Below are 24461 nucleotides of genomic sequence, written 5' to 3'. Positions count from 1 at the left end.
GGCCTTAGGCCCGCGTATCGAGACCCGCCGGCCGAGGTGCCTGCGGTGGTGGATCTCGATACGCCCGCTGCGCGGGCTACTCGATCAGCATGGAGCGAGCGCATCCGCGCGCGCACCCGCGCCCTCGTCCGCGCACGCACGGGCCGTGAAGAACAGGGAGCGCAGCTCGCCTTCCATGCTGGTCGAGTAGCGGGCCGCAGGCCCGCGTATCGCGACCCACCCCACCCGGGCGCTACTCCGTCAGGGAGACGGCGGTCCAGGAGACCGGGGGCAGCGTCAGCGTCAGCACCCCGTCCGCCAGCTCGGCGTCGACGGGCTTGAGACCGACGCGGTTCTGGTCGTCCTTCGTGTTCTTCGCGTAGACGTCCTCGTCGAAGAGGGCCACCGCCTCCGCGACCGTGGAGACGCCGAGGCCGTTGACGTCGACGGTGACCTCGAGGGCCTCCGTGGTCGAGCGGTTCACCAGGAACACGGCCGCGCGACCGTCGTCGAGCGTGGCGACCGAGTCGACGAGCGGCGCGTCGCCGTGCCGGGCGGTGGAGTACGACCCGACCTCGATCCGCGGCCGCAGCACCGAGCCCGACGCGAGGCGCGCGGTGGTGGAGAACGGGAAGAACGTGGTCTGCCGCCACGCGGCTCCGCCGGGCTCGGTCATGATCGGCGCGATCACGTTGACGAGCTGCGCGAGCGACGCCGATGTGACCCGGTCCGAGTTCTTCAGCAGCGTGATCATCAGGTTGCCGAGCACGACGGCGTCGGCGACGGAGTAGACGTCCTCGAGCAGGCGCGGCGCGTACGGCCACTCCCGGGCACCGCTGGTGTCGGCGGCGGCGAGGGCGGCCTCCTCCTCCTGGTGCTCCTGGAGGTACCAGATGTTCCACTCGTCGAACGACAGCTTGATGTCCTTCGACTTCTTCAGCTTGTGCTTCACGTGGTCGACGGTCGCGGCGACGGTGGAGATGAAGTACTCCATGTCGAGCGAGGACGCGAGGAAGGAGCCGAGGTCGCCGTCGTACTCCTGGTAGTAGGCGTGGCAGGAGACGTACTCGACGTCGTCGTACGCGTGCTCGAGGACGACGCGCTCCCACTCGCCGAAGGTGGGCATCGAGGAGCCGGAGGAGCCGCAGATCACGAGCTCGAGCGAGGGGTCGGCGATCTTCAGCGCCTTCGCGGTGCGCGAGGCGAGCTTGCCGTAGTCATCCGCGTTCATGTGGCCGACCTGCCACGGGCCGTCCATCTCGTTCCCCAGGCACCACATGCGGATGTCGTGCGGCTCCGGCGACCCGTTCGCGATCCGCTGGTCCGCGAGGAACGTGCCGGCCTTGCCGTTCGCGTACTCGAGGACGTCCAGGGCCTCGAGGACGCCGCGGGTGCCGAGGTTGACGGCGTACATGATCTCGCTGCCGGTCAGCTTCGCCCACTTCGCGAAATCGTCCAGGCCCACCTCGTTGGTCTCGAGCGAGTGCCAGGCCAGATCGCGGCGACGCGGACGGTCCTCGCGCGGTCCGACCCCGTCCTCCCACCGATAGCCCGAGACGAAGTTCCCGCCCGGATAGCGGACGGTGGTCGAGCCGAGCTCCTTGACCAGCTCGACGACGTCCAGGCGGAGGCCGTCCTCGTTCGCGGTCGGGTGCCCGGGCTCGTAGATCCCGTCGTAGACGCAGCGGCCCAGGTGCTCGACGAACGAGCCGAACAGCCGCGGATTCACGGGAGCGACCACCGCAGCCGGATCGAGGGAGATGCGCGCGGTCGCGGGCGGGGAGACGGCGCGGGAGGCGTCGGTCATGGCAGAGCCTTTCTGGATCGTGCTGAGGTGAGCGGTGATGCGGGAGTCCCGGCGCCGGTCGGCGTCACTTGACGGAGCCGATGGAGAGTCCGCCCTGCCAGTACTTCTGCAGGGTGAGGAACGAGACGATCAGCGGGATGACGGAGATCAGGGCGCCGACGATGACGAGGTTCCACAGCGACTGGCCGCCGGTGTTGACCGACGCCTGGGTCTGCCAGGTGCCGAGTCCGACCGTGACCGGGAAGAGCTGCGAATTCGAGAGCATCACGAGGGGGAGGAAGTAGTTGTTCCAGGTCCCGACGACGGAGAGCAGCAGCACCGTCACGAGTGCGGGGCGCAGCAGCGGCAGGGCGACGCGGAAGAACACCGTGATCTCGCCGGCTCCGTCCATCCGGGCGGCGTCGAGCATCTCCTCCGGCACCGCGTCCTGCGTGTAGACGCGCATCAGGTAGACCGCGAACGGGTTGAGCATCGAGGGCAGGATGACCGCCCACACGGTGTTGGTGAGCTGGGCGGTGCTGAACATGACGAACAGCGGGATGACCAGGGCCGTCGCCGGCACCATCACCGACCCCAGGACCAGCGAGAAGAAGGCGTTGCGGCCCTTGAAGGCGTAGGCCGCGAAGCCGTAGCCGGCGAGCACCGACAGCACCGTCGCTCCGAGTCCGCCGGCGAAGGCGTAGAGGAACGAGTTGCCGAGCCACTTCCAGTAGAGGCCGTTCGAGTAGGTGAACAGCGAGCCGATGTTGGTGAAGAACTCGAAGGAGTCGCCGAACCACAGCGGGCTGACGGTGCCCGAGAACAGGCCGACCTGGTCCTTGGTCGAGGCCACGACGAGCCACCAGAACGGGAGCGCGAAGTAGACGACGAAGGCGAGCAGGATCACGTGCGGGAGCAGCTGGCGGCCGCCGCGGCGGCTCCGCGCCCGGACGGCGTCGTCGCGTCGCTGGACGCGGTCGCGCTTGGGGGCGAGCGAGAGGGTGCTCATGAGAGTCCGTTCCTCTTCTTGGTGGCCATCAGGAACAGGTAGGACCCGAGGAACACCACGAGACCCAGCGCGAAGGAGATCGCGGAGGCGTAGTTGAACTGGTTGTAGGAGAAGGCGAGCGTGTACGCGTAGATGTTCGGCGTGTACGACGCGTCGATCGAGCCCGAGGCCAGCGAGCGCAGGATCTGCGGCTCGGTGAAGAACTGCAGGGTGCCGATGAGGGCGAAGACGAGGATCAGCACCATGGAGGAGGAGATCATCGGGATCTTGATCCGCAGCGCCGTCTGGATCGCGCTCGCGCCGTCCAGGCGTGCCGCCTCGTAGACCGCGGGGTCGATGCCCTGCAGGGCCGCGTAGATGATGATCATGTAGTAGCCGGCCCACTGCCAGGTGACGACGTTGACCAGGCTGCCGAAGATCGAGTCCTTGCCGAGCAGGTTCGGCGCGTCGAGACCGAGCCAGCCGAACACCTCCGTGGCGGGCCCGAAGGACGGGCTGTAGAGGAAGCCCCACATCAGGGCGCCGATCACCGCGGGCACCGCGTAGGGCACGAAGATCATCAGCCGGGCGAACCGCGAGAACCGCGAGGTGAGCGCGTCCAGCATCAGCGCGGCGATCAACGAGACCAGCATCTGGATCGGGATCAGGATGAGGGCGAAGCGCACCACCAGCCAGACGCCCTCGAGGAAGAGGGGGTCCGAGAAGGCCTTGGCGTAGTTCGCGAACCAGACCCACTGATTGCCGGTGGCGACGGTCTTGTTCTGCAGGCTCAGGATGAACGAGTAGATCAGCGGAGTGATCAGGAAGACCACGAGGAAGATCCCGAACGGGGCGACGAAGACCCAGCCCCAGCGCGCGCGCCGGGAGGCGACGACTCCGGTGCGCGGCTTCTTCGGACGGGTCTCGGCCGGAGCGGCGCCGGCGGCGGGGGCGGGGACGACGAGGTTGGACATGGTGCTCCTTCGAGGAGGGACGGGGCGGCCGCCGCCCTCGCGGACGGCGGCCGCCGATCGTCAACCGACCGTGTAGCCCTGGCCCGCGGCGTACTCGCTGACCGCGGTCTGATAGGTCGAGAGGGCGTCCGCGACGCTCGAGTCACCGCTGTTCACGGCGTTCACCGCCTCGGTGAGCTTGTCGTAGGCGAAGTTCTGGAACGGCGAGACCTGGAAGCCCTGGTACTCCGTGGCGGCGGCGAGGAAGACGTCCTTGTTGATCTGCTGACCGCCGAAGAAGTCGTACTCGAGGTTCGCGAAGTAGTCCGACTCGAGGATCGGCTTCCACAGCGGGAACAGAGCGCCCTTCTCGATGCCGATCTTCCAGGCCTCCTCGGTGCCGAAGATCTCCTTCGCCACCGTCGCGGCCGCTTCCTTGTCCTCGGCCTGGCTGGTCACCGCGAAAGCGGATCCGCCGATGTTGATCTGGGTCGGCTCGGCGCCCTCCCACTGCGGGACCGGAGCGGCGCGCCACACGGCGTCGGTGTCGGCGCCCTCGAAGCCCTTCAGGTAGCCGGGCAGCCAGGCGGCGGCGACGACCGAGGCGTAGGTGCCGTCGACCAGGTGGGTGTTGTAGTCGGTGGTCGAGGCGTCCTCGGTGCCGACCAGGCCCTTCTGCACCAGGTCGCTCCAGTAGTCCATGACCTTCGCGCTGGCCTCGTCGTCGAGGTCCACCGTGACGTCCGTGCCGTCGACGGTGTAGGGCACCGAGCCGGCCTGCGCGAAGAGCGCCTGCTGGTAGGCGCGGCCGTTGCCGGGGAAGTCCGTCATGAGGGTGGTGGAGCCGGCGTCCTTGAGAGCCTGCGCCGCTGCGGCGTACTCCTCCCAGGTCGTCGGGACGGGGATGCCGTACTGGTCGAGGATGTCCTGGCGGTAGAGCATGCCGACGGGTCCGCCGTCGACGGGGATCGCGTAGGTGGCGTCGCCGCTGGAGACGTCGGCCCAGGCGCCCTCGGAGTAGTTGCTCTGCACGTCGCCCGCGCCGTACTCGGTGAGGTCGACGAGCGCGTCCTGCGGGATGTAGCTCTGCACGACCTCGCTCTCGAGCATGACGACGTCGGGTGCGCCCGAGCCGGCCTGCACGGCGGTGGTGAGCTTGGTGTACTCGTCGTTGCCGGCGCCGGCGTTGCTCCAGCAGATCTGGACGTCGTCGTGGCTGTTGTTGAAGAGGTCGACGATCCCCTCGAACTCCGGGTACCAGGCCCACATCGTGACGACCTTGGCGTCCTCGTTCACGATCGTGTTCTCGCAGGTGGCGGCGTCGCTCCCTGCGGAGCAGCCGGTCAGGGCGGCCGCGGAGGCGGCGACGGCCACCCCCGCCGCGAGCATTCTCTTCGTGTGACGCATCATTGCGTGTCCTTTCGGATACGGCCGTCGTCGGCCGGGAAGGGGGGATCGTCCTGGAGCAGGTCGCTTGTACAACGATGGAAAACAACGTTGTAGAAATGATGATGCGGAGTTCGTCGGCGAGTGTCAAGAGCGCGGTCGCCGTCCGCGACGCAACCGTGATCAACGCGCTACGGCGCGGTCGACTCCCGCGACGTCACCGAGAAACCGGCCTCGTGCAGCGTCGGCGGCGCGAGGAGCGAGCCCTCGATCCGCCCCTTCAGCACCTCGACGGCGGTCCGCGCGATCTCGTCGCGACCCGGATCGATGCTCGACAGGCTCGGGACCGAGTACCGCGATTCGTCGACGTCGTCGAAGCCGATGACCGCGACGTCCCCGGGGATGCTCAGCCCCTGCACCTGCAGCGCGCGGATGGCGCCGAGCCCGAGGGAGTCGTTCAGGGCGAAGACGGCGTCGAAGTCGACCCCGGACTCCAGGACCCTGCACATCGCCGCGTTGCCGTTGGCGCGGTGCCACGGTCCCGAGTAGCTGACGAGGCGCTCGTCGTAGGCGATGCCCGCCGCCTCCAGGGCCTCTCGGTAGCCCCGCATCCGCAGCGCGGCCGAGCCGACGTCCTCGTTCTCGTGCGCCCCGAGAGCGACGATCCGCCGCCGGCCGGACTCGATCAGGTGGGTCGTCGCGGCGCGGGCGGCGGCGACGTTCTGCATGGTCACGTGGTCGAAGCGCGAGCTGAAGATCCGCTCGCCCAGCAGGACGAGCGGGTAGTCGACCGCGAGCGCCGGCTCGTCGGCCATCGCCATCCCCAGGGGGCTGAAGAGCAGCCCGTCCGTGAGCTGGCGCCGCGAGCTGCGCAGGACGTCCCGCTCGCGCTGCGGGTCCCCTCCGGTCTGCTCGATCAGCACGGTCAGACCCCGGTCGTCGGCCGCGCGCATGACGCTGTCGGCGAGCTCGGCGAAGTACGCCAGGCTCAGCTCGGGGAGCGCCAGCCCGATGACGTTCGTCCGCCCGCGCCGGAGACTCCGGGCCGAGAGGTTCGGGATGTACCCCAGCTCGGCGATCGCGGCCTCGACCCGCTCGCGGGTGGCCGGGCGCACGTGCGGGTAGTCGTTGATGACGTTGGAGACGGTCTTGATGGAGACTCCGGAGGCCCGCGCCACGTCGTGCAGAGTGATCGCCATCGATCTCCTTCAGTCGGGACCTGCTGAACATACAACGTTGTAGCTGACTCTAGCGCTCCCCTGAACGGGTGCGCCGGAGGGCGCCGCACCGCCCACGGGCGAGGGCGATCCGGGCGATCGGACGTGCGGCGACCGCCTCAGAGGAAGTCGTAGTCCAGCTCGCCCCAGAGCTGCCGGGGGTCGGTGTCCCAGACCCCGATCGGCTCCCGGGAGCGCTCGAGCGCGTCGAGCCGGTCGCGCAGATCGAGCGCGGAGTCGGTGCCGGACCCGGTCCGCTCGCCCCGCAGCAGGAGCGGGACCCCGACGCCGATGGTCAGGACCACCACCGCCGAGGCGTCGGAGGACGCCGCGTCCGCGAGAGTGACGGTGGCCATCCGGCCGCGGTCGGCCAGCGCCACCGAGTAGCGCAGAACGGCGTCCGCGGCCTCGTCCTCGAGGACGATCGCGCCCCCGGCGTACGACAGAGTCTTCATCTCATGCTCCCCTGGTGCTCTCGGCGGATGGACGAGGTCCGACATCGGGGACCAGGATGCGGTCCGCTCACCGTACGCCACCCGGCCGCCGCCGCACAGGGTGGCGCCGGAGGAGCGACGCGACCGCAGGCCCGCGCCGATCCGCCCTAGCCCCGGACCGGCGCGCATGTTAACGTGAACACCACCCGCCGGCCCCTCTTCGGCGGCCTGATCCCCCTCACCCAGGAAAGGTCTCGACGATGAGACGACGCTCCCCGGAGCCCCCTGCCACCGCGCCCCGGCGCCGTGCCCGGTCCCTCTTCCTCTCCGCACTCGCGTGCACGAGCGTCGCCCTCGGAGGCGCCCTCGTCCCCGTGACGGCCCAGGCCGCCGACGTGCCCGCGCCCACCGCGCACTACGACATGTCGCACGCCGGCTCCGCGCTCCTCGACATCTCGGGCAACGGCCGCAACGCGACGCTGACCGGGCTCACCGACGCCTCCTTCGCCGACGCCGGCGGCGACCAGGTCGCCCGCTTCAAGTCGGACGGCTACGCGAGCCTGCCCAAGGGACTGGTCACCGGCACCGACAACGCCTTCGCCGTCGAGTACACGGTGAAGACGCAGACCACCGCGAACCAGTTCGGCTGGGTGATCGGCGACGGCGTCGGCCCCTGGAACACCACCCAGCTCGGCAACCACGTCTTCGTGAACCCGCGGAACCCCGACGGCTCCCCGAGCGGCCAGGTCCTCGCCGGCATCCGTGTGAAGGACAGCGGCAACGGCGAGACCCGGATGCCCTTCGGCGGCACCCTCAACCCCGGCTTCACCACCCTCACCCTCGTCGGCACCGGCACCGGCTCGAGCACCGCGCTGACCCTCTACCGCGACGGCGTGCAGATCTCGACGGTCACCGCCGCGAAGTCGATGGCGAGCATCGTCCCCTCCGGGAGCACGCTCGGCTACCTCGGCCGCTCGCTCTACACCGGCGACCCGCTGCTCACCGCCGACGTCACCGACGTCAAGTTCTGGGACACGGCGCTCACCGCCGACCAGGTCGCGTCGAGCATGCCGACCGCCGCCGCGAAGGCCGCCGCGACCTCGGCGCTGCTGCGCCCCGACATCCTGCCCGTGCTCCTGGCCGGCAACCCCTCGCTGACCGCCGTCTCGACGAACCTGACGCTCCCCGCGACCAGCAGCGGCGTCCCGCTCACCTGGACCTCCTCGAACCCCGCGGTCGTCTCCGGCACCGGAGTCGTCTCGCGCTCGATCGCGCAGGACACCCCGGTCACCCTCACCGCGACCACCGGCCAGGGCGCCGTGCTGACCTTCGACGTCGTCGTGCTCGCCCCGAGCATCAACGACGACCTCGACGCGCTCGTGCTCGCCACCCGCACCACCGAGAACCTGCCTCTCGCCGTCACGGGAGCCAAGAACGGCACCGCCATCACCTGGACCTCGTCCGACCCGGCGCTCGTCACCCCGACCAGCACCTCGTACACCGCCCCGGCGGTCGGCGCGGCCGACCCGTTCCGCGGCGGCGGCGTCGTCACCCGTCCGGCCTACGGCTCGGGCGACAAGCCGGTCACGCTGACCGCGACCGCGACGCTCAACGGCGTCACCGAGACCCGCTCCTTCACCCTCACGGTGGCCGAGCTCGGCCGCACCGCTCCCGACGCGGGCTACGCCTCGGCGTACTTCAAGTCGGACGGCGACGAGAAGATCTACCAGGCGGCGACGTCCGGCAACGACTTCTTCACCTTCTCCCCGGTCAACGGCGGCAAGGCGGTCATCACCTCGACGACCGACACCAAGGGCCTGCGCGACCCGTTCATCCTCCGCTCGCACAACGGCGACAAGTACTACATGGTCGCCACCGACCTCTGCATCTCCTGCGGCACCGGCTGGGGCGACGCGCAGTCCAAGGGCAGCCTCAAGATCGAGGTCTGGGAGTCGACCGACCTGGTGACCTGGACCCGCACCAACGGCGCCGACACCGGCATCACCGTCAACCAGCCGGCCGCCGGCATGACCTGGGCGCCGGAGGCGTACTGGGACGACGCGCTGCAGTCCTACGTGGTCTTCTTCTCCTCGCGCCTCTACTCCGACGCGACGAAGACCAACAGCGACAAGCTCTACTCCCGCGTCTTCTCGGTGATCACCCGCGACTTCCGCACCTTCACCCAGCCGCCCGCCACCTGGCAGGACACCGGCTACGCGCGGATCGACTCGACGATCACCAAGATCGGCGACTCCTACTACCGCTTCACCAAGAACGAGGAGGGCGGCGCCGCCGGCACCCTCGAGGCCGGGAAGGACATCTTCCTGGAGAAGTCGACGGTGCTCACCGCGCCGACGACCTCGTCGAACTGGAACGCCGACCCGACGAAGACCTGGCAGCTGACCGACACCAACATGACGAAGCTCGAGACCGGTCAGGACGGCGAGGGCCCCGAGATCATCAAGCTGAACGCCGGGGACCCCAACGACACCACCGCGAACGGCGACGGCTACGCCTTCCTCGTCGACAACTACGGCCAGGGCGGCTACAAGGCCTTCGTGACCTCGGGAGCCGCCATCGCCGGCAGCTCGCAGTCGGCCCGCCTCTCGAAGTCGGCCGACTGGAACGTCTCGACCAAGGGCGGCCTCCCGGTCAGCCCGCGGCACGGCGCGTTCGTCAGCGTCCCGCAGACGGTCCTCACCGCGATGAAGAACTGGACCGGCGTCACCGCCGTCGACTCCACCACGACCCTCACCGCCGACGGCCGCACGGTCACGGCGAAGGTCGCGGCGGCCGACAAGGGCGACGTCGCCGGCACCGTCACCTTCACCGGCGGCACCTGGAGCTCGACCGTCGCGCTCTCGGGCGGCTCGGCGAGCGCCGTCGTCCCGGCCGGAGTGAGCGGCGTCACCGCCTCCTACAACGGCTACACCGACGCGCTGGTGCGCACCTCGGCCTCGGCCGCGCTGCCGCTCGACACCCTCGAGCTCGCTCCCGCCGTCTCGACCCGCTGCATCGCCGGCAAGGTCGTGCTCACCGTGACCGTCAAGAACACCGACACCGCCGCCGCCGACATCACCGTCGACTCCGCCTACGGCACGAAGGCGTTCCCCTCGGTCGCCCCGGGCTCCTCCGCCTCGGCCGCGTTCACCACGCGCCTGAAGTCGACCCCCGCCGGCTCGGTCACCGTCACCGGCACCGCCCCGGGCCAGCCCGCCTTCGCCGCCACCCTCCCCTACCAGGCGGCCACCTGCTGACCCCCTGACCCGCTCCGCGAGATGCCACTTATGCGCACGACACGCCGTGAAAGGCGAGCACAAGTGGCATCTCGCGTGAGCAGTCGAGGACGGGTCAGGGCAGGTCGAGGCGGAAGCCGACGCCGCGGAGGGTGGTGATCGTCACCGCCGCGCCGAGCTTGCGGCGGAGCGCGAAGACGTGGACGTCGAGGGTGCGGGTGGAGCCGAACCAGTTGCAGTCCCAGACCTCGTCGATCAGGGCCTCGCGGGTGAGCACCGCCCCCGGGCGCCGGGCCAGGGCCAGCAGCAGGTCGAACTCCTTGGGGGTCAGAGGGAGCTCCGCGCCGTCGAGGTGCACGCGGCGGGACGCGGGATCGACGACGACCCGGCCGAGCGACAGGGGCGGCGGCGGGAGGGCGACCGCCGACCGCGCCCCGGCCGCGCCGACCCTCCTGCTCACCGCCCGGATCCGCGCGATCAGCCCGCGGACGCCGAACGGCTTGATCACGCAGTCGTCCGCGCCCACCTCGAGCGCGGCGACGGTGTCGGCCTCGTCGCTGCGCGCGGTGATCACGATGATCGGGACGTCGGACCTGCGACGGAGCGTCCGGCAGACGTCCAGCCCGTCCATGTCCGGCAGTCCGAGGTCGAGGAGCACGAGGTCCGGAGGGCCGGAGTCGAGCGCCTCCCTGCCCGTCCGCGCCCGGACGACGGCGTAGCCGTACTGCTCGAGCACCGCGGTCACGCAGTCGGCGATCACGGGATCGTCCTCCACCAGCAAGATGAGCACGACTCACTGTGCCACGCCCGGCGGGCGAGGCGCTCCGCTGTCACGGCGTGACGGGCTCCTTCGACGAGTGGTGCTCGATGATCTTCCACTCGCCGTCGATCTCCTCGTAGACGAAGGTGAACCGCGCGTGCACGAGCTCCCCGGTCTCCGCGAGCGCGAAGGTGTAGAGGCCGGTGTTCGAGGCGTAGCCGTCGCCGAGATCGCGGACGACGCTCTCGTCGATCGTCCCCGTCGGCCGCTTCTTCAGGAAGGCGTCGAAGTAGCCGATGCGCTCGGCCGAGGTGTCGAGGACCCCGGGTGCGACGGTCGGCAGCAGCACCGCGTCGTCCGCGTACAGCGCGTCCACCTGCGCGGGGTCGCCGGTGGCGAGCGCCGCGTTCCACTCGTCGAACAATTCCCGCACCTCGGCGTCGGTGGGCGCGGCGACCGCGGCAGCGGCGGTCGCCGTGGACGCGGCCGGCGCGGGAGCGGCGCTGCAGCCGGCGAGCACCAGGAGCAGCGCGGCCGGCGGCGCGAGGACTCCGGCGAGACGGCGGGACGGACGAGCACGAGGAGACGACATGGGGTTCCCTTGACGACGAGAGGAGCGGCGGTCCGGCGACGCCGGCACTCCACAGTCCGCTCCACCCCGTCAGCGCCCCGTCACCCCCGCATCATGCGCGCGTCACGATCCCCCTTCGCCGTTCGGCAGCGTCGGCCCGAGCAGGACGAGGCATGTCGCGCCTCCGCTGCCGCAGGACGCGCAACGTCACAGAAGCGGAATCCGACCCCACTACGGTGTGGCAACCCGATCGATCGCGCGAGACGCTGCCGCCGGCCCGCACCGGGGCCGGTCCGCCCGGAGCATCCCGCCCCTCCCACCCCAGGAGCAGCCATGCCTCGACGCCTCACCCGACCGACCGCCGTCCTCGCGGCTCTTCTCGCCGTCTGCACCGCTCTTCCCGCGCACGCCGCGACGCCCGGCCCCTCCCCTCTCGACGATCCGCTCGTCGGGGTGAGGATGGAGGAGCTGCGCGTCCTGCCCGCGGACCCGAAGGTCGAGCGTCCCGCCGCCGTGTACACGATCGTCGACGACAGGGACATCGCGTTCCCGGTGTCAGCGACGCCGCAGCCGGGTGCCGAGGGGTCGGCGTACGACCTGCGGACGGCGACGCCGCTCGCTGCGGTCGCCGACATCGTCCGGGGCCGGACCGCACTCGTGCGCTGCTCGCAGGTGGACGCCGTCCCGGACTCGATCCCGACCGTGTTCGCGAGCCTCTGCCGGGCGGCGGGCGCCGCCGAGATGACCTGGAGGGACGGCCGCTCGCTCGGAGTGCCGATCTGGTACGCCCGCGACCTCGACGGGGGTCTGGTCTGCATCACGGGGACGGGAACGGAGTGCCTCACGAGCGAGCCCGGCGTCGATCCGGCGTCGGGTGCCGATCGCTGGCGGGTGTCCGCCGCTCGGTGCAGCTCCGCGGCGGCCGGCTCCCCCCTGCTTCAGGCCTGTGGTCGGCTCCAAGCCGCTCTCGACGACTCCGGGCACCGGATCGCGCAGCGCGCGTACGACCGTCAGCACGCGCGGATGGATCGGCTCTTCTCCCTCGGGCTGAACGACGCGAAGCTCGGAGCGGAGGCGGCGCTCCGCGCGAGGATCGCCGCCTTCGAGCCGCGGATCCTCCGGGCGATCGCCGAGCGGAGAAGCGCGTGCCAACCGTTCTGGCTGGCCCTCAGTCTCGGCTTGAGCATGGTCTTCTGCAAGGCCGCCGGTCACGATGTGGAGACGCTCGAGGCGGAGCGGAACGCTCTCCAGATGGAGCACGGCGCCCGGGTCGCCGAGGCGCAGGCGGCACTCCGGGTCCGGATGGCGGAGGACTGGCACGAGCTGCACCGCACCTGGTCGGGCGAGGACCCCACCGGCTACGCGGCCCTGCTCCGGGTCGAGAGCGAGGAGCTGTCCGAGTTGAAGGCGGCGGAGGAGGAGTACCGGCGCGCCGCCGACAGTGACGAGCAGACGTTCCGCGAGCTGCAGCGGCAGTGGCTCCACGAGCGCAGCGCGATCGGGGAGGCGGAGCAGATCCCGCTGATCGGGCCGCTGATCCGGCACATCGAGGAGTACGAGCAGAACCCGAGCGGGACCAACCTCCGCCGCGTGTTCCTCGGAGCACTCGGACCGGCGGGCGAGGCCATCGAGGGCGGGCTGGAGCTCTCCGCCGAGACCAAGCTCAAGACCGGCGAGCAGCGGTTCCTCTCGGACGCGCTGCACGAGATCGGAGGGAAGGACGACTTCGGGACCACGCTCGAGAGCCTCATCACCGACTTCTCGAAGGACCTCGGGGACGAGGCGGTGGAGGGGGTCCGCGAGAGCGGCCTCTGGAGCGACGCGCCCGGGTCCGATGCTCCGCCCGAGTCGCACTACGAGGACTTCGGGCAGCTCCTCGCCCGGGCTCCGCGGATGATCCCGGAGGCGACTCAGAAGTGGCTCCTCGCGAACGGGCCGCTCCGCGACAAGCTGGGGCTCGGCGGCACGAACACCTTCCCGGTGCTGAGCGCCACCAGTGCCGATCTGCGCCACGCCGCCGCACAGGTCGCCTTCGAGCGCGGGGTGGAGACGATCTTCACGCACGCGTTCGGCACGGACTACGAGCAGGTCGCGCGGAAGAACCCCGCCTGGACGGGCGCGGAGGCCCGGCTCATCACGGCGGAGCTGCTGAAGGTCCTGACGGACTCCGCCTATCTGGAGCAGATCAGTCCGATCTGGGTCGCCTCCGACACCCTGGGCGATCGGCCCGCCGCCTTCGTCTACGACGACGATCAGAGCGCGATCCTGCTCAACCAGGACCTCGTGAGGATCACCGACGGCTCCGCCAATCCGGAGTTCGCCAAGTTCTATCTCGAGGAGCTCGGTCACTCGCTGAACTGGTGGCGCTGCACGATCTTCGACGTCGAGGTGAAGCACTGCAGCGGAGAGGGCGATGTCGGCGCCCGCTTCCGCGATGCCGTCATGCTGAGCACGCCGTCGACCGACCCTGCCTTCGGCGCCGCGATCGCGAGTCTCCCGGCCCACGATCAGGACAGCTCCTCGACGGTCCTGTTCACCGGCGGCTCGACCGCGCATCTGGAGGGCTGGAACTCCTACAGCTCGCTCAACTCGCACATCTCCGGGAAGGGCCGCTTCAGCTTCCTCCTGCGGGCGGGGATCGAGCTCTCCTCCGAGTACCCCGGGGTGAGCGACGAGTTCGACCTGGAGATGTCGGTCGGTGCTCCGTCGATGACGAGGAGCGGCAATCCGTGGGTCACCTCTCCGAACGGGCCGTGCAAGGTCCGGCAGCTCGCTCTCAAGGAGGACTGCAACGTCCCCACGATGTCGATCGCGCTCTCCTTCCGCGACTCGATCAACTACTCCGTTCTCGGCGCCCCCGGGGTGAAGGACACGGCGTTCGCGAAGGCGGGGGTCAATCTCTCTCCGGCGCTCGTCCGGAAGCACGGCGTCCGGCTCTACTTCCAGCCGAAGGCCGGAGAGCCCGACGCGTGGCGCTTCCTGCCCGGCCACACGATCTACTTCAAGGAGTTCAGCCTGGCCGGTGACGGCAAGGTCGACGGCACGAAGATGCTCGACACGTTCGCCGGCAAGCGGATGCCGGCCCCGCACCGGCTCGACGTCGCCGGGAAGGCGACCGTCGAGGGCAGCTACATCGTGGAGATCGCCACCCGGGAGAAGTCGGCGCTGGACACCTGGCTCGCCCTCGACGTCTCGAGCGCGCTGCTCGGCTGCGCCGGCGGCTTCGTCTTCGCGATCGTCGCGGAGCAGGACCCGATCACGGGCTGCCACGTCGGGTCCGATCTCCTCGAGGGGATCGAGACCGCGGCGGAGGCGGCGGACGGGCGGCTCACCACCTTCCTGACCTCCAACGCCTCCGTCGCCGTGCCCCTCTCCGTCGAGTACAAGGCCACGCGATCGGCGGGCCGCGTCACCGACCTCCCGGCCGATGTCCCGCCGCAGTCCGGAGTGGAGATGTGGGAGGTGGGCCCGCCCCCGGCCGCCGCCGCGCACTCCGCGGAGCAGGTCTCCGCCCTGCGGACGAAGGCGAGCGCCGCGCTGAAGAAGATGAAGTCGGTGTCCTTCACCGGCCTGGCCGTCTTCCGCCCCCGCATCAGCTGGACGCTCGGAACGCGCACCCTGCACCTCGGCACCCACTCGCTCCCCACCGCGAACCTCATCGAGTAGCCCCCGTCCCCTCCCCCGCCGCGAGATGCCACTTGTGCGCGCGACACGCCGTGAAAGGCGTGCACAAGTGGCATCTCGCGGAGGGCGGTCAGCTCGTCGCGGCCAGCAGGTCGGCGTGGTGCACGGCCGCCACATTGGGGTGCGCGCGCAGGCGGTAGCGCAGCGCGTTCTCGCCGTAGGTCTCGAGGATCGGGCTGTTGGTCGGGTCGACCGAGAGGCCGGACTTCAGCTCCTCGGGCAGCGGCAGCGAGGGCATCGTCGAGTCGAGCGAGGGGTTGAAGAAGAACGGGATCGAGATGCGGTCGGTGCCGATCAGCGGCGAGATCACGCGGTGCAGCGTCGCCTTGAGGTAGCCGCCGGTCGCCAGCTCGAGCATCTCGCCGATGTTGACGACGAACGCCCCGGGCAGCGCCGGCGCCTCGATCCAGGAGCCGTCGTGCTCGACCTGCAGGCCGCCCTTGCCGGGCTCGACCAGCAGCAGGGTCAGCACGCCGCCGTCGCGGTGCGCGCCGACGCCCTGCTTGGGCTCGGGGTCCGAGGTGCCGGGGTAGCGGACGACCTTGACCAGCGAGAACGGCTTCTCGGCGAACGCCTCGTCGAAGACGTCGGCCGGAGCGTCGAGGGCCACGGCCCAGGTGCGCAGCAGGCGGATGGCCACCGCGGCGAGCTCCTCGTGCCAGCGCTCGAAGACGGCGCGGAACTCGGGCAGCGACTCCGGCCAGAGGTTCGGCCCCTCGAGGCGCTGGTAGTCCGGGACGTCGGCGCCGGACGGCACGGTCTCGCGGTCGATGCCGATGTCGACCTGCTCGCGGTAGTCGACGTCGCCGTTGGTCAGCTCGGCGCCGAAGCGGGTGTAGCCGCGGAACTGCGGGCTGGCGGTGTTCTCGATCGCGAGCTTCTCCTCCTCGGAGAGCTCGAAGAAGCGGCGGGAGACGGCGACCACGTCGTCGAGGAGGTCCTGCGGCACGCCGTGGCCGACGAGGTAGAAGAAGCCCACGTCGTGCGTGGTCTCGCGGAGATCGCGGCGGAACGCGGCGGCTTCCTCCTCTCCCTGGTCGAGGCGGGAGAGGTCGAGGATCGGCAGGGAATCGGTCATGGGGAAAGCCTTGCGCAGTTCGCCTTCTCCGCACCGATTGTTACGACAACTAAATGCGAAGACCCAGCCTGCGCCCGGGACCGAGGTCTCCGGACGCAGGCTGGGCCCGCGGATGCCGCCGAGTGTTACGGCGTGGGCATGCCGCCGTTCACGTGCAGCGTCTCGCCGATGACGTAGCTCGACTCGGGCGAGGCGAGGAACACGTAGGCCGGAGCGAGCTCCGAGGGCTGGCCCCAGCGGCCGAGCGGCGTCTGCGAGCCGACCTCGGGCAGCTTCTCCGGCGGCTGGCCGCCGGCGGTCTGCAGCGGGGTCCAGATCGGACCGGGCGCGACGACGTTCACGCGGATGCCCTTGGGCGCGAGCTGCTGCGAGAGCGCCTTCGAGAACGTGTTGATCGTGGCCTTGGTGGAGGCGTAGTCGACCAGCGTCGGCGACGGCTGGTAGGCCTGGATCGACGAGGTGCTGATGATCGCGGAGCCCGGGGCGAGGTGCGGCACGGCCGCCTTCGTCATCCAGAACATCGCGTAGACGTTGGTCTTGAAGGTCTCGTCGAACTGCTCGTCGGAGATGTCGAGGAAGTCCTCGACCGACTGCTGCTTGCCGGCGTTGTTGACGAGGATGTCGAGGCCGCCGAGGCCCTCGACGGCCTTCGCGACGGCGCCGACGGCGAAGTCGTGGTCGGTGATGTCGCCGGGGATGGCGACGGCGACGCGGCCGGCCTCCTCGATGAGGGCGACGACCTTCTTGGCGTCGGACTCCTCCTCGGGCAGGTAGACGATGGCGACGTCGGCACCCTCGCGGGCGTAGGCGATGGCGACGGCCGCGCCGATGCCCGAGTCGCCGCCGGTGATGAGCGCCTTGCGGCCCTCGAGGCGGCCGGAGCCGCGGTAGGTCGACTCGCCGCGGTCGGCGAGGTCGTCCATCTTCGAGTCGAGGCCGGAGCCCTCCTGATACTGCTCCTCGGTGTCGATGTCGGCGAACATCTTCGTGGGGTCCTGGAACGTGTACTGGTCGGTCGTGTTCTCGGAAGTCATGTCCTCGACGCTAGGCGCGGGCATCGCGCTCGCGCGCGTGGTTGACAGCGCGCATTCCGCGCGGCAGAGCGGATGCCCAGCCCGCTTCCAGGTTCGACGTCCGCAGACGCCCGGAGAGGCTGACCACGGCCCCCGCTTCCGGGAGAATGGCCCGGTGACCCGCGACGACTCCCCGGCCTTCGACCCCACCGCCCCGCTGCCCGGCTGGCAGCACGCCTACTCCGGCAAGGTGCGCGACCTCTACACCCCCGACGACTCCGACCCGGCGCTCGGCGCCGACCGGATGCTCGTCGTCGCGAGCGACCGGGTCAGCGCCTTCGACACGATCCTCGAGCCCGGCATCCCCGGCAAGGGCGAGCTGCTGACCGAGCTGTCGCTGTGGTGGTTCGGCCAGCTGGCCGACGTGCCCAACCACCTCGTCCCGGGAGAGATCCCCGAGGCCGTGCGCGGCCGGGCGATGCTCGTGAAGACGCTCGACATGTTCCCGATCGAGTGCGTCGTGCGCGGCTACCTTTCCGGCAGCGGGCTCAAGGAGTACCGGGCGACCGGCGCCGTCTCCGGCGTCGCGCTCCCGGAGGGGCTGAACGACGGCGACGTCCTGCCCGAGCCGATCTACACCCCCGCCTGGAAGGCGCCGCAGGGCGAGCACGACGAGAACATCTCGTTCGAGCGCACCGTCGAGCTCGTCGGCGAGGACGCGGCGGAGGCGCTGCGCACCCTCTCGCTGCACGTCTACCGGGAGGCGTCCGCGATCGCGCTGCGCAGCGGCGTCATCCTGGCCGACACCAAGTTCGAGTTCGGCGTCGACCGCAAGACCGGCGTCGTCACCCTCGGCGACGAGGTGCTCACGAGCGACTCCTCGCGCTACTGGGACGCGGTCGACTACGACGCGGGCGTGCGAGGGCAGTCCTTCGACAAGCAGATCGTCCGGGACTGGCTCGCGGACAACTGGGACGGCCAGGGCGAGCCGCCCCGGCTCCCGCACGAGATCGTCGTGCGTACCGCCGGTCGCTACCGCGAGCTGATCGAGCGCCTCACCCGCTGAGCGCGCCGCCCCGCGGGACAGGGCCGCGGGCTCAGGCCGCGGGCTCAGGCCGCGGGCTCAGGCCGCGGGCTGCGGTCCGCGCTCGAAGATCCCGGAGAGCCCCTCGAGGATCGCGGCGAAGCGCACCGACTCTGCATCGGCGACCGAGTCGGTGAGGGTGCGGACCTCGCCGTAGACCCGCTCGTCGGTCTCGCCGAGCGCCGTCTCGGCCCGGTCGGTCAGGCAGAGGATCCGGCCGCGGCCGTCGGAGGGATCGAGCACGCGGTCCACGTAGCCGGCGCGGGAGAGCCGGTCGACGAGGATCGAGACGGCCGCCGTCGTCAGACCGATCGCCCCGGCCAGATCGACGGCGCGGACGATCTCGTCGCGCCCGGCCCCGGCGCCGATCAGACGCAGGGCGGCGAGGTCGGTCGCGCCGATGCCGAGCCGGCGCTCGACGCGCGCGTCGTAGCTCCGCTCCTCGGTCCGCAGCCGGGCCAGCAGGGCGAACAGATCCGGTCGATCGTCCATGGGTCGCCCTCCTGACGGCAGGCGCCCCGATCGGGAACTCGCTCCGACCATGCAACCACTTCTCGGCGGCCCGCGGGCGTCGTCCGGGAAACGCAGCACGCGTTGTCCCGGAAACGCACTGCTCGCCGGATATTTAGCTAACCGATTTAGTCAATAAAGTACGCTGTTCTCCGGTGCGCCCCCTTCGGTGCGCCGGAAACGGCGGAGGAGAGTCGACGATGGGACGCCTGCTGTACGGGGCACCGCCGAGCGCGCACCGGTTCGAGGACCGCACCCTCGCGCACCTGCAGAGCGTGATCACCGCCCGGTTCCGCCGCGGTGAGGGCTTCCTGCTGACCACCGCGGACGACGACGGACGGCTGTCCGAGCTCTGGCTGCATCCCTCGATCGCCACCCGCTACGAGTACGACGCCGCGGGGCAGCACGACCTCAATCCGCACTGGCTGCGGGCGCTGACCGCGGCCTCGCACGGCCGGATCGGCCTGCACGTCGTCCCCGAGCCCGAGAGCGCTCCCGACCCCCGGGCCAGGAGGATCCTCGCGTGAGCGACCACAACGGCACGCTCTTCCGCCGCGGCGGCACCGTCCGCTTCGTCCGCTGGGTGTCCTCCCGCGACGGGGGCTGGGCTCCGGAGATCATCCAGGGGCGCTACCTCGAGCGCGACGACAGCGGCTGGCTCGTCGAGATCGAGGGCACACCCACCCTGCTGACGAAGGACGACTGGGCCGTCTACCGCTGACCCCGCCGACGGCACCGGCCGCCGCGTAGTGTGGCGAGAGTGCCTTCCGTCGCCCGCCGCGGCATCACCTCGGCCCCGTTCCTCCTGACCACCGCCGGCACGACCGCGCTCGTCTTCCTCTGCGCGTTCGAGTCGCTCGCGGTGACGACGATCATGCCGATCATCAGCGCCGACCTCGACGGCCGGGCGCTCTACTCGCTCGCCTTCGCGGCCACCCTCGCGGCGGCCGTCGTCGGCATGGTCACAGCGGGCTCGTCGGCGGACCGCCGCGGACCAACCCCGGCGCTGATCGCGGCGATCCTGCTCTTCACGCTCGGCCTGATCGCGGCCGGGACGGCGACGTCGATGCCGGTCTTCGTCGGCGCGCGTCTGCTGCAGGGCCTCGGCAGCGGAGGGATCACCGTCACGCTCTACGTGCTCGTCGCCCGGGTCTTCCCCGCCGAGCTGCATCCCCGGATCTTCGGCGCCTTCGCCGCGGCCTGGGTCGTGCCCTCGCTGGTGGGGCCGCTCGCTGCCGGCCTCGTCGCCGAGCTGACCAGCTGGCACTGGGTGTTCCTCGGCGTCGTGGCGCTGGTGGCCGTGGCGAGCGCGGTCATCGCGCCGACGCTCCGCGCGCTCGAGCCGCAGGAGCTGCGGCCCTTCGACCGGAGCGCGATCGGCCGCGTCGTCCGCGCCGTCGTCGTGGCCGCCGCCGTCGTCGTGCTGAGCACGAGCGCCGAGATCGTTCCGGACGCCGCGGGAGTGGTGGCTGCCGTCGCGATCGCCGTGGTGATCCTCGCGGTCCGCGCACTCCTGCCGGTCGGCACGCTGCGGGCGCGCGGCGTCCTGCCGTCGACGATGCTGCTGCGGGCCCTCGTCGCGGCCGCCTTCTTCGGCACCGAGGTCTACCTCCCGCTGCTGCTGAGCGAGCGGTACGGACTCCCGCCGTGGCTGTCCGGAGTCGCACTCACCGCCGGCGCCGTCTCCTGGGCGCTGGGCTCGCAGCTGCAGGGCCGCCCGGGCACCCGCCTCTCGCACGGCGGCGCGATGCGCCTCGGCACGGGTCTGCTGCTCGCCGGCATCCTCGTCCTGCTGCTGACGGTCGTGCTCGCGCTGTCGCCGATCGTCGCCGGAGTCGGCTGGTTCCTCGCGGGCGGCGGGATGGGCGCGATGTTCCCGCGGATGGGCACGCTGACGCTCGGCCTCTCGGCGCCGGGGCGCGAGGGCTTCAACAGCTCGGCGCTGCAGATCGCCGACTCGACCGGCGGCTCGGTCTCCCTCGCGCTCACCGGGCTGCTGGCCGCCGCGGTCACCGGTCTGGTCGGGAGCGGCGTCGCCGTGTTCACGGCCACCTTCGCCTACGGAGCGCTGATCGCCGTCGCGGCGGTGGTACTGGCGATCCGGCTCAGCGGGCTCCTCCGGCTCGAGGGCCGGGAGGAGCCCGCCGCACGGGATCGGGCCTAGGCCCGGTGCGCACGCGGGGTCAGCTGTAGAGCGACTCCGGCACGTCGAGTCCGTAGATCGCGCGGCCCGAGCTCCAGATCACCGAGCACGCGGCGCGCAGCAGGTCGGTCTCATCGGAGCCGGCGTCGACGATCACGACGGAGTCGCCGTCGAGCCGGACCTTCGCCGAGCGCACCGAGTGGGTCCCGTTCCGGGCGACGACGGTCGCCGGGTACGGTGCGTCCAGCTCGCGCAGGTCGGCCAGGATGTAGGTCGGCCGCAGCTTCGGCTCGGCCGCGAGCAGCTGCTTCGCCCGGTCGATGCCGGTGAGGACGAGCACGCTCTCCATACCGGAGGTGTTCGCCCCGGCGATGTCGGTGTCGAGCCGGTCGCCGATGAACAGCGGATTCGTCGAGCCGAACCGCGCGGTCGCCGCGTCGAAGATCGCGCGCTCCGGCTTGCCTGCGACGACGGGCAGGCGCCCGACCGCGGTGTGCACGGCGGAGACGAGCGTGCCGTTGCCCGGGGCGATGCCGCGGGCGACGGGGATCGTCCAGTCGGTGTTGGTCGCGACCCACGGGATGCCCGTGTGCAGCGCGAACGACGCCTCGGCCAGCTCCGCCCAGCCGACCGACTGCGCGAAGCCCTGGATGACGGCGGCCGGTGAGTCCTCCGCGCTGCGGGTGACGGTGAAGCCGGCCCGCTCGACCTCGGTGGTGAGGCCCTCCCCGCCGACGACCAGGACGGTCGAGCCGGCCGGGATCAGATCGGCGAGCAGCACGACGGCCGCCTGCGGCGAGGTGACCACGTCCTCCGGGCGCACGGCGAGGCCGAGGTCGGAGAGGTGGCCGGCCACCGAGACGTCGGTGCGCGAGGCGTTGTTGGTGATGTAGCCGACGCGGACCGTCTCCGCCGCGCGGTTCAGGCTCTCGACGGCGAACGGGATCGCGTCGGCGCCCTTGTAGACGACCCCGTCGAGGTCGGCGAGGACGCAGTCGCGCCCGTCCAGCGGGCTGGGCTCAGGCTTCGGGCTTCGGAACATCGGCGCCGTCCTCCTCGGTGTCGGTGGTCGTGGTGGTGGTGTCGTCTGCGGACTCCGCGGCGGTGGACTCAGCGGCGGCGGACTCCGCGTCCGGCTCCTCCGAGGGCTCCTCGGTGGCGGGCTCCTCCATGGCGGTCTCCTCGGTGGCGGGCTCCTCCATGGCGGTCTCCTCGGCGGCGTCCTCCACCGACAGCGCCTCGGGCGTCGAATCGGCGAGGGCCTCCTCGAAGTCCGCATCGGACAGGTCCGCGTCGTCGAGCGCGGCCTGGTTCTCGATCGCGTCCGCGGCCGTGGTCTCGGCGGAGACGTCGGAGTCGGCGGGCTCGTCGGTCTCCACCGGTCCGTCGGCGTCGGCGGGCTCGTCGGTCTCGACAGGCTGGTCGATCTCGAGGGGCTGGTCGATCTCGAGGGGCTGGTCGATCTCGGGAGCGTCCTGCTCGGCGAGCTCGGCCGAGTCGGGGTCGAGGCTGTCGTCCTCGTCCTCGTCGTCGATCTCGAGCGACTCGTCCAGGTCGGTCGCGGCGTCGGCTTCTGGGGCTGCGTCGGTGGCGACCAGGCCCGAGAGCTCGGCGCGGGTGGCGGGCACGTACTCGCCCTCCTCCTCGACGACCTCGATCGTCTCGTCGTCGCCGCCGCCCTCGGCCGCGAACACGGCGCGCGCGGCGATGTCCGCGCGGCGCTGCCACTCGGCGGCCTCCTCGGCGCGGCCGACCTCCTCGAGAACGAGCGCGTACGCGGCGAAGAGGTCGGGGCTGTAGGAGAAGGCTCGATCGGGATCGAGCTGCGGGATCTCGAGCTCCATCAGCGCCAGCTCGCCCTGACCGAGGTCGAGGCGCGCGCCGGACATCGCGATCGCGAGCGACACCTGGGCACCGGGGCTCAGCGTGCTGCGATCCACGGAGCGGCCGAGCTCGAGCGCCTTGTCGGGACGCCCCACTCCGCGCTCGCTGTCGACCATCAGGGGGACCTGCTCGTCCGAGCCGGAGATCCGGCGGTAGGTGCGCAGCTCGCGCAGCGCGAGAGCGAAGTCCCCGGTGGCGTAGGCCGAGATGGCCAGCGACTCGCGGACGACCGCGATTCGGCCGGCCCGGCGCGCGGCCGACAGGACATGGCGGTGCGCCAGCTCCGGGTCCTCCTCGAGCAGACGGCCGGCCATCACCAGGTGACGCGCGACCCACTCCGCGTTGTCCTTGGACAGTGTGCGCAGCTCGTTGCGGGCGACCTTGTCGAGATCCTTCGCCTGGACGTCGTCCGGCAGATCGGGGTCGTCGTGCCGAGGGCGCACCGACTGGAGGGAGCGGCGCTCGCGCTCCTCCTCGGTGAGCTCCGGCTCCTCGCGCGGAGCGCCACGGCCGGCGTACCCGCCGCCGAATCCGCCGCGGCCGCCCGCGCGATCGCCACCGCCCCGACGGTCGTCGAAGCGCCCGCCGCGCGAGTCGCCGTCCCGACGGGGCCGGGAGTCTCCGTCACGGGAAGGACGGAAGTCGCCCTCACGGCGAGGACGGGAATCGCCGTCACGGGAAGGACGGAAGTCGCCCTCACGGCGAGGACGGGAATCACCGTCACGAGAAGGACGGAAGTCGCCTTCACGCCGAGGACGGGAATCCCCGTCACGGGAGGGACGGGAATCGCCTTCGCGGCGAGGACGAGCGTCTCCATCGCGAGAAGGACGGAACTCCCCCTCACGACGAGGACGAGAGTCACCGTCACGGGAAGGACGCGAATCACCGTCACGGCGAGGACGGGAATCGCCATCACGAGAAGGACGGAAGTCGCCTTCACGACGAGGACGGGAGTCACCGTCTCGGGAAGGACGCGCATCGCCGTACCGGGGACGAGAGTCGCCATCACGAAAAGGACGGGAGTCACCCTCACGACGAGGACGGGAATCACCATCCCGCGAGGGACGCGAGTCACCATCACGGCGCGGACGAGAGTCACCATCACGAGAGGGACGGAAGTCTCCCTCACGACGCGGACGGGAGTCTCCGTCACGGGAAGGACGCGCATCGCCGTCGCGACGAGGGCGGGAGTCGGCGTCACGAGAGGGACGGAAGTCGCCGTCGCGGCGCGGACGGGAGTCGCCGCCGGAGTACGGACGCGCATCGCCGTCGCGGCGCGGACGGGAGTCTCCACCACGGTCCGGTCGTCCGGCTCCGTCACGGCGCGGAGCGTCCGAGCGCGATCCGGAGTCGTTCGAGCGGTACGGACGGGAGTCTCCACCGCGGGCGGGACCATCGCCGTCTCGAGCTCCGCCTCGCGGGGAGGAGGAGCGGTCGCCGCCGGCGGCGCGGGGCGGGCGCTCGTCGCGCCGGTCCTGTCCGCGGTCGTTGCGGTCGGATGCTGCGTCGTCCATGCGTTCCTCGCCTGTCGTGGTGGAGCTCTGTGGAGTTGACCCGTCCGTGAGGACGGGGATCGGCGGCCCGTGAGCCGCCAGCCACCACCCTAACCCGCACCATGGCGGATGCCACGGGGGTCGAGGTGCTGGGTCTTCCGGTTCCGTCTGTGGAACCTCTGGTTAAACAGCGATGGCCACCCATTTCTGGGTGGCCATCGTGAATTGGTGTCCGGCGGTGTCCTACTCTCCCACAGGGTCC

The 24461-nt window shown here is 71.0% G+C and carries 20 protein-coding genes; 7 read left to right on the top strand and 13 right to left on the bottom strand.

Going from position 1 to position 24461, the window contains the following annotated elements; genetic code table 11:
* Nucleotides 1-232: 232 nt before the first annotated feature.
* The 6 genes from EDF17_RS19490 to EDF17_RS19465 form a co-directional block, all read right to left on the bottom strand.
* Nucleotides 233-1786: an alpha-L-arabinofuranosidase C-terminal domain-containing protein gene (locus EDF17_RS19490; RefSeq protein WP_123444557.1), complete on the bottom strand. Its 1554-nt coding sequence runs from the start codon at nucleotides 1784-1786 to the stop codon at nucleotides 233-235.
* 64 nt (nucleotides 1787-1850) lie between these two features.
* Nucleotides 1851-2774: a carbohydrate ABC transporter permease gene (locus EDF17_RS19485; protein WP_123444558.1), complete on the bottom strand. Its 924-nt coding sequence runs from the start codon at nucleotides 2772-2774 to the stop codon at nucleotides 1851-1853.
* Nucleotides 2771-3727 carry a sugar ABC transporter permease gene (locus EDF17_RS19480; RefSeq protein WP_123444559.1) on the bottom strand — a complete coding sequence of 319 codons (957 nt, stop codon included), beginning with the start codon at nucleotides 3725-3727 and terminating at the stop codon, nucleotides 2771-2773. The genes EDF17_RS19485 and EDF17_RS19480 overlap by 4 nt, the downstream gene beginning before the upstream one ends.
* Before the next feature lie 60 nt (nucleotides 3728-3787).
* On the bottom strand, nucleotides 3788-5116 hold the full coding sequence (locus tag EDF17_RS19475) for an extracellular solute-binding protein (protein WP_123444560.1): 1329 nt from the start codon (nucleotides 5114-5116) through the stop codon (nucleotides 3788-3790).
* A 167-nt stretch (nucleotides 5117-5283) separates the two neighbouring features.
* Nucleotides 5284-6291: a LacI family DNA-binding transcriptional regulator gene (locus EDF17_RS19470; protein ID WP_123444561.1), complete on the bottom strand. Its 1008-nt coding sequence runs from the start codon at nucleotides 6289-6291 to the stop codon at nucleotides 5284-5286.
* Between the two features lie 137 nt (nucleotides 6292-6428).
* Complete coding sequence (locus EDF17_RS19465) at nucleotides 6429-6764, bottom strand: hypothetical protein (protein WP_123444562.1); 336 nt, start codon at nucleotides 6762-6764, stop codon at nucleotides 6429-6431.
* Between the two features lie 239 nt (nucleotides 6765-7003).
* Here EDF17_RS19465 and EDF17_RS19460 point away from each other — a divergent pair, with 239 nt between their 5' ends.
* Nucleotides 7004-10000, top strand: coding sequence for an immunoglobulin-like domain-containing protein (locus EDF17_RS19460; RefSeq protein ID WP_123444563.1), 2997 nt, complete (start codon nucleotides 7004-7006; stop codon nucleotides 9998-10000).
* A gap of 94 nt (nucleotides 10001-10094) precedes the next feature.
* On the opposite strand, the gene EDF17_RS19455 is transcribed toward EDF17_RS19460, so the two are convergent.
* Both EDF17_RS19455 and EDF17_RS19450 read right to left on the bottom strand, forming a co-directional pair.
* Nucleotides 10095-10769 (bottom strand): response regulator transcription factor, encoded by a 675-nt coding sequence (locus EDF17_RS19455; protein ID WP_123444564.1) that lies wholly within the window; start codon nucleotides 10767-10769, stop codon nucleotides 10095-10097.
* Between the two features lie 40 nt (nucleotides 10770-10809).
* Complete coding sequence (locus tag EDF17_RS19450; RefSeq protein ID WP_123444565.1) at nucleotides 10810-11331, bottom strand: SgcJ/EcaC family oxidoreductase; 522 nt, start codon at nucleotides 11329-11331, stop codon at nucleotides 10810-10812.
* Between the two features lie 312 nt (nucleotides 11332-11643).
* Between EDF17_RS19450 and EDF17_RS19445 the strand changes: the two genes are divergently transcribed.
* Nucleotides 11644-14976, top strand: a complete 3333-nt coding sequence (locus EDF17_RS19445; protein ID WP_123444566.1) for a hypothetical protein — start codon at nucleotides 11644-11646, stop codon at nucleotides 14974-14976.
* Nucleotides 14977-15064: 88 nt separating this feature from the next.
* Here EDF17_RS19445 and EDF17_RS19440 read toward each other — a convergent pair whose 3' ends face one another.
* Together EDF17_RS19440 and EDF17_RS19435 are read right to left on the bottom strand one after the other, a co-directional pair.
* Nucleotides 15065-16072 (bottom strand): 2-oxoglutarate and iron-dependent oxygenase domain-containing protein, encoded by a 1008-nt coding sequence (locus EDF17_RS19440; protein WP_123444567.1) that lies wholly within the window; start codon nucleotides 16070-16072, stop codon nucleotides 15065-15067.
* A gap of 125 nt (nucleotides 16073-16197) precedes the next feature.
* Nucleotides 16198-17106: a glucose 1-dehydrogenase gene (locus EDF17_RS19435; RefSeq protein WP_123444568.1), complete on the bottom strand. Its 909-nt coding sequence runs from the start codon at nucleotides 17104-17106 to the stop codon at nucleotides 16198-16200.
* Nucleotides 17107-17260: 154 nt separating this feature from the next.
* On the opposite strand from EDF17_RS19435, the gene EDF17_RS19430 reads away from it, so the two are divergent.
* Nucleotides 17261-18151: a phosphoribosylaminoimidazolesuccinocarboxamide synthase gene (locus EDF17_RS19430; RefSeq protein ID WP_166649756.1), complete on the top strand. Its 891-nt coding sequence runs from the start codon at nucleotides 17261-17263 to the stop codon at nucleotides 18149-18151.
* A gap of 57 nt (nucleotides 18152-18208) precedes the next feature.
* Here the strand turns inward: EDF17_RS19430 and EDF17_RS19425 are convergent, their stop codons facing one another.
* On the bottom strand, nucleotides 18209-18661 hold the full coding sequence (locus EDF17_RS19425) for a MarR family transcriptional regulator (RefSeq protein ID WP_159421808.1): 453 nt from the start codon (nucleotides 18659-18661) through the stop codon (nucleotides 18209-18211).
* Between the two features lie 218 nt (nucleotides 18662-18879).
* Here EDF17_RS19425 and EDF17_RS19420 point away from each other — a divergent pair, with 218 nt between their 5' ends.
* From EDF17_RS19420 to EDF17_RS19410, 3 genes are read left to right on the top strand one after another with little or no spacing between them, the layout of a single operon-like run.
* On the top strand, nucleotides 18880-19206 hold the full coding sequence (locus tag EDF17_RS19420) for an ATP-dependent DNA ligase (RefSeq protein ID WP_123444571.1): 327 nt from the start codon (nucleotides 18880-18882) through the stop codon (nucleotides 19204-19206).
* On the top strand, nucleotides 19203-19400 hold the full coding sequence (locus EDF17_RS19415; RefSeq protein ID WP_123444572.1) for a hypothetical protein: 198 nt from the start codon (nucleotides 19203-19205) through the stop codon (nucleotides 19398-19400). Before EDF17_RS19420 ends, EDF17_RS19415 begins: the two co-directional genes overlap by 4 nt.
* Nucleotides 19401-19439: 39 nt before the next feature.
* A complete protein-coding gene (locus tag EDF17_RS19410; RefSeq protein ID WP_243732983.1) occupies nucleotides 19440-20843 on the top strand; it encodes an MFS transporter in 1404 nt (467 codons plus the stop codon).
* Between the two features lie 19 nt (nucleotides 20844-20862).
* Here the strand turns inward: EDF17_RS19410 and EDF17_RS19405 are convergent, their stop codons facing one another.
* Together EDF17_RS19405 and EDF17_RS20405 are read right to left on the bottom strand one after the other, a co-directional pair.
* Entirely contained in the window at nucleotides 20863-21864 is a 1002-nt protein-coding gene (locus EDF17_RS19405; RefSeq protein WP_123444573.1) for an HAD-IIA family hydrolase, read from the bottom strand.
* Nucleotides 21842-23149, bottom strand: a complete 1308-nt coding sequence (locus EDF17_RS20405) for a hypothetical protein (protein ID WP_185019935.1) — start codon at nucleotides 23147-23149, stop codon at nucleotides 21842-21844. Before EDF17_RS20405 ends, EDF17_RS19405 begins: the two co-directional genes overlap by 23 nt.
* Here EDF17_RS20405 and EDF17_RS19395 point away from each other — a divergent pair.
* Nucleotides 23135-24259 carry a hypothetical protein gene (locus EDF17_RS19395; protein WP_133672166.1) on the top strand — a complete coding sequence of 375 codons (1125 nt, stop codon included), beginning with the start codon at nucleotides 23135-23137 and terminating at the stop codon, nucleotides 24257-24259. The genes EDF17_RS20405 and EDF17_RS19395 overlap by 15 nt on opposite strands.
* Nucleotides 24260-24461: the final 202 nt, after the last annotated feature.

The sequence above is a fragment of the Rathayibacter sp. PhB1 genome (assembly GCF_004362935.1).
GTDB classification, from domain to species: domain Bacteria; phylum Actinomycetota; class Actinomycetes; order Actinomycetales; family Microbacteriaceae; genus Rathayibacter; species Rathayibacter festucae.
Note: the sequence above shows the minus strand (reverse complement) of the source record. Positions and strands in the feature narration are given on the sequence as shown.

Coding starts and splice junctions, on each gene's coding strand:
- EDF17_RS19490 (WP_123444557.1), bottom strand. CDS start 1,786: ATGACCGACGCCTCCCGCGCCGTCTCCCCGCCCGCGACCGCGCGCATC.
- EDF17_RS19485 (WP_123444558.1), bottom strand. CDS start 2,774: ATGAGCACCCTCTCGCTCGCCCCCAAGCGCGACCGCGTCCAGCGACGC.
- EDF17_RS19480 (WP_123444559.1), bottom strand. CDS start 3,727: ATGTCCAACCTCGTCGTCCCCGCCCCCGCCGCCGGCGCCGCTCCGGCC.
- EDF17_RS19475 (WP_123444560.1), bottom strand. CDS start 5,116: ATGATGCGTCACACGAAGAGAATGCTCGCGGCGGGGGTGGCCGTCGCC.
- EDF17_RS19470 (WP_123444561.1), bottom strand. CDS start 6,291: ATGGCGATCACTCTGCACGACGTGGCGCGGGCCTCCGGAGTCTCCATC.
- EDF17_RS19465 (WP_123444562.1), bottom strand. CDS start 6,764: ATGAAGACTCTGTCGTACGCCGGGGGCGCGATCGTCCTCGAGGACGAG.
- EDF17_RS19460 (WP_123444563.1), top strand. CDS start 7,004: ATGAGACGACGCTCCCCGGAGCCCCCTGCCACCGCGCCCCGGCGCCGT.
- EDF17_RS19450 (WP_123444565.1), bottom strand. CDS start 11,331: ATGTCGTCTCCTCGTGCTCGTCCGTCCCGCCGTCTCGCCGGAGTCCTC.
- EDF17_RS19445 (WP_123444566.1), top strand. CDS start 11,644: ATGCCTCGACGCCTCACCCGACCGACCGCCGTCCTCGCGGCTCTTCTC.
- EDF17_RS19440 (WP_123444567.1), bottom strand. CDS start 16,072: ATGACCGATTCCCTGCCGATCCTCGACCTCTCCCGCCTCGACCAGGGA.
- EDF17_RS19435 (WP_123444568.1), bottom strand. CDS start 17,106: ATGACTTCCGAGAACACGACCGACCAGTACACGTTCCAGGACCCCACG.
- EDF17_RS19425 (WP_159421808.1), bottom strand. CDS start 18,661: ATGGACGATCGACCGGATCTGTTCGCCCTGCTGGCCCGGCTGCGGACC.
- EDF17_RS19420 (WP_123444571.1), top strand. CDS start 18,880: ATGGGACGCCTGCTGTACGGGGCACCGCCGAGCGCGCACCGGTTCGAG.
- EDF17_RS19405 (WP_123444573.1), bottom strand. CDS start 21,864: ATGTTCCGAAGCCCGAAGCCTGAGCCCAGCCCGCTGGACGGGCGCGAC.